The sequence below is a fragment of the Ruegeria sp. AF7 genome, assembly GCF_056541885.1.
Genome location: NZ_JBQFYX010000048.1, coordinates 1 through 1,922 on the forward strand (window position 1 = coordinate 1; position 1,922 = coordinate 1,922).

Consider the following 1,922-nt stretch of genomic DNA (forward strand, 5'->3'; position numbering starts at 1 on the left):
CCCCACATTATTCTGCGACATTTTGTTTTTGTTTGTGTTTATTGAACTGTTGGTCGAAGAGGTTTTTGAAGGGGCCGTTTTTCTGCATGAGTTGGTCGAGGTTTCCCTGTTCGGCGATAGTGCCGTCCTGGATGACGATGATCTTGTCTGCCTCCAGCACGGTTGACAGGCGGTGGGCGATGACGATGACGGTGACATCCTGTGTCAGGGCGTCCAGCGCCTCTTTGACCAGCGATTCCGATTCTGCGTCCAGCGCGCTTGTGGCCTCGTCCAGCAGCAGGATTTCGGCCTTTCGCAGAATGGCCCGTGCTATCGCGATGCGCTGTTTCTGACCGCCCGACAGAAAGGTTCCGTTTTCGCCCACCGGGGTCTCATAGCCCTGCGGCAGGTCGGTGATGAACTGATGCGCATGTGCGGCCCGGGCTGCTGCGATCACCTCTTCATCGCTCGCATCGGGTGCCGAGCAGCGCAGGTTGTCCATCACCGAGGCCGAGAACAGGAACGTATCCTGACCGACATACGAGATTTTCTGCCGCAGCGAGGCAAAGCTGACCTCCCTCAGGTCCTGGCCATCGATCTCGACGCGGCCCTGATCGGGGTCATAAAACCGCATGATCAGGCCAAACAACGTGGATTTGCCACCACCGGACTGGCCGACAAGGGCCGTGGTTTTCCCGGCCTCGAAAGTGGCGCTCATGTTGTCGATCACCGGCACCGTGCCCTGATAGCCAAAGGTCACATTGCGCAGCGTGATCTGTCCGGGGCCGTCACTCAGGTCACGGGCCCGGGGGCTTTCCACCATCGTGTCCTCCTGATCCAGCAGGCTGAACAACATGCCGACACCGACCATGCAGGTTTCAATCTGGACCCGCATCCTGGACAGGCGCTTGGCAGGTTCATAGGCCATCAGCAAAGCGGTGATGAAGGACATCAGCTGACCCGCGGTCGGCTGTTCGGTGCCCGCGATGCCCATCGTGCTGACAATGAGAACCCCGGCAACCGCCAGACCGGCCAGAAACTCCATCAGCGGGCTGGCAATGGCCTGCAGCCGGGCGATGTCGTTCGAGCGCTGTTCGACCTTCCGGATCGCGGTCTCCATTCGGTCGATCATGCGATCTTCAAGCGCAAACACCTTGATCACCTTGATCCCCGCCGAGGTCTCCTGCAGCACCCGGATGATCTCTGCCAGCGATTTGAACTCGGCCTGCATGATCGAGCGCACGCTTTTCAGCAGATACCGCACCCCCAGAAGGGCAACCGGGCCCACCACAAAGAACATCACCGACAGGACCGGCTGCTGATACACCATGACCACAATCAGGCCGACCAGGGTCAGGGCATCGCGGACAAACCCGGTGACCAGAACATCGATCAGGCTTCGGGCCGATTGCGCGCCATTGGTCGTGCGCATCAGCAGATCCGATGATTCATTGGTCGAGAAGAACGACACCCCGTGCCGGACCAGCTTGCGGTACAGCTTCTCCTGCTGCTGGGCCACAATCCGGTTGCCCGCGCGCGCCAGAAAGACGGCCTGAACATACGAGGCCACCGCCTTGGTCAGGAACAGAAGCACAACCCCCAGCGCAATGACATGCGCCCATCCCCGCAATTCCGGGCTGGTCATGGCATCAACGATATATTCCATCATGTAAGCCGAGCCGGCGGTGGTGACCGCCACCGCGATCATCGCCAGGATCGCAACGCCGTAAAGCCCGCCCTGCGCATAAAAGCTCTCACCGACAAGCCGGCCCATATAGCCCGATCGCCACTTGTTCCAGGCGCGCTTCATCATTGCGTTCTCCAAATCCGTGAAACGGTGCGCACGCCCAGATACCCCATATCCCGCCGCGCCTAAAGGACAGATGCAACCCTGCGGCACACCAACCCATCCCAACATCCAAACACGCTAAATAAGACCTCAC

General features: G+C 59.7%; 1 protein-coding gene. It reads right to left on the bottom strand.

Features of this window, described 5'->3' with window-relative positions; translation table 11 throughout:
* Positions 1-7 precede the first annotated feature (7 nt).
* Positions 8-1,792: an ABC transporter ATP-binding protein gene (locus ACR0AP_RS20855; RefSeq protein WP_480509203.1), complete on the bottom strand. Its 1,785-nt coding sequence runs from the start codon at positions 1,790-1,792 to the stop codon at positions 8-10.
* Between the last annotated feature and the right edge of the window lie 130 nt (positions 1,793-1,922).